This window comes from Nitrobacter winogradskyi (assembly GCF_006539545.1).
Taxonomy (GTDB): Bacteria; Pseudomonadota; Alphaproteobacteria; order Rhizobiales; family Xanthobacteraceae; genus Nitrobacter; species Nitrobacter winogradskyi_A.
Window position 1 is genome coordinate 1 of record NZ_BJNF01000056.1, and the last position, 9242, is coordinate 9242.

The window sequence follows — 9242 nt, forward strand, 5'->3', positions numbered from 1 at the left end:
TCCGATTCAACTTGATCGGATCATGCTCTAGGTGCGGTCGGCGAAAATGCGATAGCGCCGGGGCTGCAATCCGACGACCTCGCCATCGCGAAGCTCGCGGTCACGCGGCGCATCGATCTCAATGATCGTTTCACCCTGACCGTCGGACAACGCGATGTCGGCGCGCTGGATCGGACCGAAGCTCCGCACCCGCCGCACGGTGCCTTCGAGGCCACCCCAGCCCGGCGGGCTGATCTGCATATCGTGGCGGCGCACGAACAGCTTCGACGGCCCCGACGCACCGCATTCCGCGGCAATATTCAGCGGCGTGCCGCCGAGCCGGATCACGCCATCCTGGATATCGACCGGCAGAACAATGGACTCGCCGATAAAGCCATGGACGAACGCTGTCGCCGGACTGTCATACACATCACCCGGCTTGCCGATCTGCTCGATCCTGCCCTTGTCCATCACCACCACGCGGTTTGCGACTTCGAGCGCCTCCTCCTGATCGTGAGTCACGAACACAGAAGTGACATGGATTTCCTCGTGCAGCGAGCGCAGCCAGCGACGCAACTCCTTCCGCACCTTGGCATCGAGCGCCCCGAACGGCTCGTCCAGCAGCAGGATGCGGGGCTCGGTCGCCAGCGCCCGGGCAAGCGCGATGCGTTGACGCTGGCCGCCGGAAAGCTGACTCGGATAGCGATCGGCGAGCCAGTCGAGCTGCACCAGATCGAGCAGTTCCTTGACCCGCGCGCGGATGCTGGCTTCGTCCTTGCGTATGGCGCGCGGCTGCACCCGCAGTCCGAACGCGACGTTCTCGAAGACCGTCATATGGCGGAACAGGGCGTAGTGCTGAAATACGAAGCCGACCTGCCGCTCACCTGCCCCGCGCGCCAGCGCGTTCTCGCCGTCGAATGACACCGAGCCACTGTCCGGCCAGTCGAGCCCGGCGATAATCCGCAATAGCGTCGTCTTGCCCGAGCCCGACGGACCCAGCAGCGCCAGCAGTTCGCCATCCCCGATCGTCAGGTCAACGTTGTTAAGCGCGGAGAACGCGCCAAACCTCTTGACGATATTTTTCAGCTCAATGCTCACGCGTCTGCCGCCCCTCGTCGAGTTGCCCTTCGAGAATCGTTTTCGCAATCAGCGTGATCAATGCGAGCAACGCCAATAACGATGCCACCGCGAACGCCGCCACAAACTGATACTCGTTGTACAGGATTTCAACCAGTAGCGGCATCGTGTTGGTTTCACCCCGGATGTGACCGGAAACCACGGAGACCGCACCGAACTCGCCCATCGCGCGCGCGTTGCAAAGCAGCACGCCATAGAGCAGGCCCCATTTGATATTCGGAAGCGTGACCCGAAAGAAGGTCTGCAATCCGGAAGCGCCGAGCGACAGCGCGGCTTCTTCTTCCGCCGTCCCCTGCTCCTGCATCAGCGGAATCAGCGCCCGCGACACAAAGGGAAAGGTCACGAACGTCGTCGCCAGCGCAATGCCGGGCAGCGCAAACAGAATCTGGATGTCGTGATCCTGCAGCCAAGGCCCGAGAAAACCCTGCCCTCCGAACAACAACACGAACACCAGGCCGGAAACGACCGGGCTGACCGAGAACGGCAGGTCGATCAGGGTGATGAGCAGCGTTTTTCCGGGAAACTCGAACTTGGCGACGGCCCATGCGGCAATCAAACCGAACACCAGATTGAGACCGACTGAAATCGCCGCGACCGTCAGCGTCAGCTTGATCGCCGACACCGCTTCCGGTTCGGCAAGCGCCGCGAGATACACCTGTCCGCCCTTGGCCAACGCCTCCGCGAACACGATCGTCAGCGGCAACACGATGAACACCGTGAGAAACAGGATGCAAAGGCCGATCAGCAATGCGCGCACCCAGCGCGGCTCGGAGCGGGCATCATTGCGGTCGCGCGAAATCGCGAAAGCGGCTTCGGACATCAGCGTCACCTCTAATACGCCTGCTCTTGCGCCCGCGCCCAGCGCTGCAAGCGATTGATGACGAAGATCACCAGGAAGGACACCAGAAGCATGACCACGGCGATCGCGGTCGCATCGGCATAACGGAATTCCGACAGGCGGATCACGATCAGCAGCGGCGCGATCTCCGACACATTCGGCAGGTTGCCGGCGATGAAAATCACTGAGCCATACTCTCCGACAGCGCGCGCGAATGCGAGCGCGAAGCCCGTGAGCAGCGCCGGGAAAAGGCTTGGCAGAACGACCCGCCACACTGTCTGCCACCGGCTGGCGCCGAGGCTGGCGGCAGCTTCCTCGATCTCAGGATCGAGATCGATCAGCACCGGCTGTACCGTGCGCACCACGAAGGGAATCCCGATAAACACCATCGCGAGAAAAATGCCGAGCGGCGTATACGACACCTTGATGCCGAGTTCAGCCAGCGGCGCGCCAAGCCAGCCGTTCTGCGCGAACAGCGTCGTCAGGGCAATGCCGGCCACCGCTGTCGGCAATGCGAAAGGCACGTCGACGATGGCATCGAAGATGCGACGGCCGGGGAACCGGTAGCGCACCAGCGCCCAGACGATGATGCTGCCCATCACCAGATTGACCAGCGCGGCAAGAAACGCGAGCCCGAATGAGATCTTCAGCGCGTTCAGCGTTCGGCGGCTGGTGATGATGTCCACGAACTGAGCGAAGTTCAGTTCAAATGACTTGAGAAACAATCCGGCAAGAGGGATCAGGACAATGATCGAAAGCCAGGTCAACGTCAGCCCCATGGTGAGGCCGAATCCCGGCAAAGTCCGTCGTCGTCCCGATCCTCCTTTCACGTCGTCCCGCTCCGCCCCGTTGAAGTTAAATCAGTCCTTGTAGATCTGATCGAAGATGCCGCCCTCGCTGAAATGCATCTTCTGCGCCTTGGTCCAGCCGCCAAATACCTCGTCGATCCTGAACAGTTCGACCTTGGGGAACGCATCGACATATTTCTTGATGAGTCCCGGATTGGTCGGCCGGTAATAGTTTCGCGCGGCGATATCCTGCGCTTCCTCCGTATACCAATATTTCAGATACGCCTCGGCGGCGGCGCGCGTTCCTTTCTTGTCCACCACTTTGTCGACGACAGCAACCGGCGGCTCCGCGAGAATGGAGATCGAGGGGGCCACGATCTCGAACTTGTCTTTTCCAAACTCCTTGAGCGCCAGAAAGGCTTCGTTCTCCCACGCGAGCAGCACGTCGCCGACGCCGCGCTCGACGAAGGTGACGGTGGAGCCGCGCGCACCGGTGTCGAGCACGGGGACGTGGCTGTATATATCGGCGACGAACTGCCTCGCTTTATCTTCGCCGCCCCACTTCTTCAGCGCATAACCCCATGCCGCGAGATAATTCCAGCGCGCGCCGCCGGAGGTTTTTGGATTCGGCGTAATGACGTTGACGCCGGGCCTGACCAGATCGTCCCAATCCTTGATGCCTTTGGGATTGCCCGTACGCACCAGGAAGACGATCGTTGACGTATAGGGAGATGAGTTCTCCGGCAACCGCGCCTGCCAGTCCTTCGCCAGCAGACCGTGATCCGCCGCCGCATCGATGTCATAGGCGAGCGCGAGGGTCACCACGTCGGCCTGCAGACCGTCGATCACCGAGCGCGCCTGCTTTCCGGAGCCGCCGTGAGACTGCCTGATCTCGATGCTCTTGCCGGTTTCTTTCTGATAATGCGCCGCAAAGGCCCTGTTGAAATCAACATACAGCTCTCGAGTCGGATCGTAGGAGACATTCAGCAACGACACATCGGCCGCGTAGGCAGAACCGGCCCAGATCAATCCGGCAAAAACCGTTAAGATTCGACGAAGCATTCCAATCTCCATAAGGTCCGCTCGAGCGACGACCGTCAGCGCCAAAGCCCACGAAAGCCCATGAATGAACCTCGTCAAAGGACATGCTTAAGTCAACGGAACGGCGTTTCAATGTTTGCGGCGGCGCAGAGTCATTCCCCTACGAAATCTTCATCGTGTGAATGCCGCATTCCGTCTTGGCTCTGCCGCGCCAGCGGCCGGCTCGCGCATCCTCGCCGGCCTGTCCGCGGCTGGTGCACGGCATGCATCCGACGGAGCGGAAACCGGACGCCACCAACGGATGCGGCGGCAGCTTCGCCGACGCATAGATCGCCTCGATATCCTCGCGCGAGGCGTTCGCGAAGGGATTGAACTTGAGCCGAGCCCCGTCATCCTCGACCATCGGGAGGTCGGCGCGCAGCCCACCCTGAAACCGCTTGCGACCGTTGATCCATGCATCGAACGGCTGAAGCGCGCGCGTAAGCGGCTCCACTTTCCGTATCCGGCAACAGGAATCGGGATCGGAAAACCACAACTCCCGATCGGGATCCTCCCGTTTCAACGCGTCCTCGGACGGTGGAATGGAGCGAACATCTTTCAGGCCGAGCGCGGCGATCAACGTGTCGCGATAGGCCAGCGTCTCCTCGAACAGCCATCCGGTATCGAGGAAGATGACCGGAATGGCCGGATCGACATCCGCCATCACCTTGAGCAGCGCCGCCGACTCGGTGCCGAATGACGAGACCAGCGCCAGCCTGTCGCGACCGACCGCGCGCAGCGCCGCACTGATCACCTCCGCAGGGGAAGCGTCGCGCAAGGACTCGTTCAGGGCGGCCGCAGCAGGCCATGCAGGGGTCTCTGCCGCCACGGCAGATTGCGCCGCCCTGCCAGGGACGACGCTGTTTTCTTCGAGCGGAGATGTCATTCTGCGGCCATCTGAAGTGTCTGGAGGAAGGAGTTCGTGTTGCGCCATCGCGCGGAGTGCGACACCACGTCGCCGATCACAAGGATGGCGGGGCCGCCCTCGACGTCGCGAACCAGCGCCGGAAGATGATCCAGTATGCCGACGACAGTTTTGGCATCGGGACGGGTGGCGCGGGCGAACACGCCGACCGGGGTCTCCGGCGAGCGCCCGGCCGCCAGCAGCCCGCTGCGGATCGCCGGCGCCGCCGTGATTCCCATATAGACCACGACGGTCATCTTGCGATCGGTCAGCGTCGACCAGTCGACGTTCGAAGCGTCGTGAGCCTTGTGCGCGGTCAGGAAGGTGACGCGCAGCGCTTCATGGCGGTAGGTGAGCGGCACCCCGGATTCCGCGGCCGCGCCAAGCCCGGCCGTAATTCCCGGAATGACCGAACAGCGGACACCGGCCTCTCGCAGCGCCTCCGCCTCTTCGCCGCCGCGGCCGAAAATGAAGGGATCGCCGCCCTTGAGGCGGACGGCGCGCCGACCGGATCTGGCGGCATCGATCAGCAGCCGGTTGATGGCGTCCTGCCCGATGCCGGGCTTGCCGACGCGGCGGCCCACCGGTACGCGCACCGCGTCGCGGCGGGCGCGATCGAGGATCTCCGGCGTGATCAGCTCGTCATAGAATACGATGTCGGCGTCCTGCAGCGCCCGCAGCGCCTTGACGGTGAGTAGATCCGGATCGCCCGGCCCCGCGCCAACCAGCGTGACGCATCCTTCGACATCACCCGGAACAGATGCGCCCGCATAAGCGGACGGATCGGCGATCGACTTCAGCGAGCCTTCGGCCTCATCGGCGCGGCCGGCGAGAACCGCCTCGCCGATCGGACCGTCGATCACGCGCTCCCAGAAGCGACGACGCAGCGGAAGGTCTGGAATGTGGTCATGAATCGTTTTGCGCCAGCGCCCGATCATGGCCGCGAGGTCGCCAATTCGCGCCGGCAGGACCGCTTCGATGCGTTCGCGAACACGCCGCGCCACCACGGGCGACGCGCCGCCGGTGCCGATCGCCGCCACCACGTCGCCGCGATCGACGATCGCAGGGACGATGAAGCTGGAACGCGCGGGATCATCCATCACATTGACAGGCACACCGGCCGTGAGCGCGCGCGCCGCGACGCTCTCACCGATCGCTCCAGCGCCCGCGCAGAACACCGCGACGATGCCGCCAAGATCCGCGTTTCGCGCATCGGATTCCTCTCGCTCGATCCGCGAAGCCGCAGCCGCGTCAAGACCGGGAACCGCGAAGTCGCCGTCGGTCGCGTGCCAGCGCACCCGCGCTTCCGCCGCAAGCAACAGGCGCAATCTGGCCCGAACCGGGTCGCCCGCCCCGACGAGAAGGATCGGGCCGCGACTGGTATCGAGAAAGATCGGGAGGAATTTCATGTGGCGTTCATCTAGCGTTTTCTATACCCATGAGCAGGGTTGACTGAAATTATTTTCTATTTATGTATCTGACAAGGTCACAGAATAGAAAATTATTTCTTCTATCTAGAGACCAAAGTATAGAATTTCTTACTGCGAAAGACTGCCCGGGGAGATACATCTTCTCAACCCCGACATCCGTAATCCTGGCTGCCGCTGGACTCTCCACCGCCAGCGGCATGGCTGTCGACTGTGAACGACGCGAACGAAGTTAAGGAGCAGGCCATGCAGCCTGGAATGGACCACCTCGATGCGCTTGAAGCGCAAAGCATCTATATTTTCCGGGAAGCGTTTGCCCGCTTGAAAAAGCTCGCGCTGCTGTGGTCGCTGGGCAAGGATTCCAACGTGATGATCTGGCTGGCGCGCAAGGCCTTCTTCGGCCGCGTGCCGTTCCCGGCGCTGCACGTGGACACTCAAAAGAAATTCCCCGAGATGTACGCGTTCCGCGATCACTACTCCAAGGAGTGGGGCCTCGACCTCAAGGTTGATTACTGCCCGCCGGTCGAAGCGATCGATCCGACCCTGCCGCCCGCGGCGCGCTCCGCGGCGCGCAAGACCGAGGGGTTGAAACTCGCCTTGAACAAATATGGCTTCGACGGGCTGATCGCCGGCATCCGCCGCGACGAGGAAGCGACCCGCGCCAAGGAACGGGTGTTTTCGCCGCGCGGCCTTGAGGGCGGATGGGATGTACGCGACCAGCCTCCCGAATTCTGGGACCAGTTCAACGCCTCGCCGCCTCCCGGCGCTCACTTGCGCATCCATCCGATCCTGCACTGGACCGAGGCGGATATCTGGGCCTACACCAAGCGTGAGAACATCCCGATCATTCCGCTCTATCTGGCGAAGGATGGCAAACGCTATCGTTCGCTCGGCGACGCCGACATCACCTTTCCCGTTCCTTCAACCGCGTCAACCATCGACGAGATCCTGATCGAACTCGAAGGCACCAAGATTCCCGAACGCGCCGGACGCGCGCTCGACCATGAGACCGAGGACGCTTTCGAACGGCTTCGCGTCGCCGGCTATCTCTGATCCGAATCGTCTGAATCGAACGAGCGCTTTTCCCATGAACGTGATCGCATCCAACCTCGCGTCGAACGCCGCCCTCGCGACGCCCAACGGCACGACCCGCCCCCAGGTCAGCATCGTCATCGTCGGCCACGTCGATCATGGCAAGTCGACGCTGGTCGGGCGGCTGCTGCACGAGACCGGCAGCCTGCCTGACGGCAAACTCGAGATGCTGAAAGCGGTCAGCGCCCGGCGCGGCATGCCGTTCGAGTGGTCATTCCTGCTGGACGCCCTGCAAACCGAGCGCGATCAGGGCATCACCATCGACACCACGCAGATCCGCTTCCGTACGCGCTCGCGCGACGTGGTGCTGATCGACGCGCCGGGCCATGCCGAGTTCCTGCGTAACATGATCACCGGCGCGGCGCAGGCCGACGGCGCCGTGCTCATCATCGACGCGCTGGAAGGCGTGCGCGACCAGACGCGGCGGCACGGCTACCTGCTGCACCTGCTCGGCGTCAAACAGGTCGCCGTGGTCGTCAACAAGATGGACCGGGTCGATTTCAGTGCCGAACGCTTCGGCGCCATCCGGGACGAAATTACCGCGCACCTGACCGGTCTCGGCCTCGCGCCGACAGCCGTCATCCCGATCTCGGCGCGCGACGGCGACGGCGTCGCCGAACGAACCCCGAAGATCGACTGGTACGACGGTCCCGTTGTCGTCGAAGCCATCGATGCGCTGCAACCGGCGCGACCGCTCGACGAACTGGCGCTGCGCCTGCCCGTTCAGGCGATCTACAAGTTCGATGATCGCCGGATCGTGGCCGGGCGTATCGAGTCGGGCGGCCTGTCCGCGGGCGACGAGATCGTCATCATGCCAGCCGGAAAGATTGCAAAGATTCGCAGCGTCGAAGGCTGGCCTTCCAGTCCGACGGGCGCGCAAGGCGCCGGCCGCTCGGTCGGCATCACGCTCGATCGCGAACTGTTCGTCGAGCGCGGGGATGTCATTGCTCATGTCGGATCGGCCCCGCGCGACACCCGAAGGATTCGGGCGCGCATCTTCTGGCTGCACGAGCAACCGCTCGCGGCCGGCGCGTCCATCCTGCTGCGGCTTGGCAACAAGGAAACGCGGGCCGTTGTCGTCGCCATCGAGAAAGCTGTTGATCCGGGCGAACTTTCAAGCGCCGAGGCCAAGGCGATCGCGCGCAATCACGTCGGTGAAATCGACATCTCGCTGTCGCAGCCGCTTGCGGCCGACCCCTATGTCGACAATCCCCGCACCGGCCGCCTCGTCATCGAGGTCAATGGCCGTATCGCCGGCGGCGGGCTCGTGCTCAGCGTCGATGCGGGACAGCGCGCGATTCCGGTCGACATCGTGCCGGTGGAATCGGCGCTCCGGCTCGAGGAGCGGTCCGCCCGCTATCGCCACAACGGCGCCGTGGTCTGGCTGACGGGCTTGCCGGGCTCCGGCAAATCAACGCTGGCCCGCGCGCTGGAGCGAAAACTGTTCAGCGACGGCGGCTCGCCGATCCTGCTCGACGGCGACACGCTGCGCGCCGGACTGAACGGCGACCTCGGTTTCTCGCCGGAGGACCGTGCCGAGAACATCCGCCGGCTCGCGGAAATCGCCACGCATCTCGCACGCAATGGTCACGTCGCGATCGTCGCCGCGGTCTCCCCGTCACGTGAGGATCGCGCCGCGGCGCGGCGCATCGCCGACGACACCTTCCGCGAGATCTATATCGCGACGCCGGCCGACGTTTGCGAACACCGTGATCCGAAGGGACACTATGCGAAGGCGCGCGCGGGCGTCCTGCACGGCTTCACCGGCATCGGAAACGACTATCAGCCCCCGGAGTCGGTGGAACTGACGATCGATACCTCGTCCTGCACGGTCAGCGATGCCACTGAGGAGATCGAGCGGATGCTGATCAGAACCGGTGTTCTGTTCGACGAAGTGACGGACATCGCCGCCAATATCTGAGCCTTGCGGCCACAGAGGCCGACCGCCCCACCGCTGCGAACCTTACGCGGCGGTGGTTTGGCCTGCCTCGAACCTT

At 63.4% G+C, this 9242-nt stretch carries 8 protein-coding genes; 2 read left to right on the forward strand and 6 right to left on the reverse strand.

Annotated features, from left to right (window positions below; all coding sequences use genetic code 11):
* Positions 1 to 27: 27 nt before the first annotated feature.
* The 6 genes from NWI01_RS10590 to cysG all read right to left on the reverse strand — a co-directional run bounded on the left by NWI01_RS10590 (position 28) and on the right by cysG (position 6135).
* The gene (locus NWI01_RS10590; RefSeq protein ID WP_141383811.1) at positions 28 to 1077 is read right to left on the reverse strand and encodes a sulfate/molybdate ABC transporter ATP-binding protein; all 1050 of its coding nucleotides are present in this window, start codon (positions 1075 to 1077) and stop codon (positions 28 to 30) included.
* Positions 1067 to 1936: a sulfate ABC transporter permease subunit CysW gene (cysW, locus tag NWI01_RS10595; protein ID WP_141383812.1), complete on the reverse strand. Its 870-nt coding sequence runs from the start codon at positions 1934 to 1936 to the stop codon at positions 1067 to 1069. Before cysW ends, NWI01_RS10590 begins: the two co-directional genes overlap by 11 nt.
* 11 nt (positions 1937 to 1947) lie before the next feature.
* Positions 1948 to 2733: a sulfate ABC transporter permease subunit CysT gene (gene cysT, locus NWI01_RS10600; RefSeq protein WP_244613718.1), complete on the reverse strand. Its 786-nt coding sequence runs from the start codon at positions 2731 to 2733 to the stop codon at positions 1948 to 1950.
* An 81-nt stretch (positions 2734 to 2814) separates the two neighbouring features.
* The gene (locus NWI01_RS10605; protein WP_141383814.1) at positions 2815 to 3804 is read right to left on the reverse strand and encodes a sulfate ABC transporter substrate-binding protein; all 990 of its coding nucleotides are present in this window, start codon (positions 3802 to 3804) and stop codon (positions 2815 to 2817) included.
* Positions 3805 to 3943: 139 nt separating this feature from the next.
* Positions 3944 to 4708, reverse strand: coding sequence for a phosphoadenylyl-sulfate reductase (locus NWI01_RS10610; RefSeq protein ID WP_244613717.1), 765 nt, complete (start codon positions 4706 to 4708; stop codon positions 3944 to 3946).
* Positions 4705 to 6135: a siroheme synthase CysG gene (cysG, locus tag NWI01_RS10615; RefSeq protein WP_141383815.1), complete on the reverse strand. Its 1431-nt coding sequence runs from the start codon at positions 6133 to 6135 to the stop codon at positions 4705 to 4707. Before cysG ends, NWI01_RS10610 begins: the two co-directional genes overlap by 4 nt.
* A 264-nt stretch (positions 6136 to 6399) precedes the next feature.
* Between cysG and cysD the strand changes: the two genes are divergently transcribed.
* Both cysD and cysC read left to right on the forward strand, forming a co-directional pair.
* Positions 6400 to 7206 carry a sulfate adenylyltransferase subunit CysD gene (gene cysD, locus NWI01_RS10620; protein ID WP_141383816.1) on the forward strand — a complete coding sequence of 269 codons (807 nt, stop codon included), beginning with the start codon at positions 6400 to 6402 and terminating at the stop codon, positions 7204 to 7206.
* 34 nt (positions 7207 to 7240) lie between these two features.
* Positions 7241 to 9166, forward strand: coding sequence for an adenylyl-sulfate kinase (gene cysC, locus NWI01_RS10625; RefSeq protein WP_141383817.1), 1926 nt, complete (start codon positions 7241 to 7243; stop codon positions 9164 to 9166).
* Positions 9167 to 9242 lie beyond the last annotated feature (76 nt).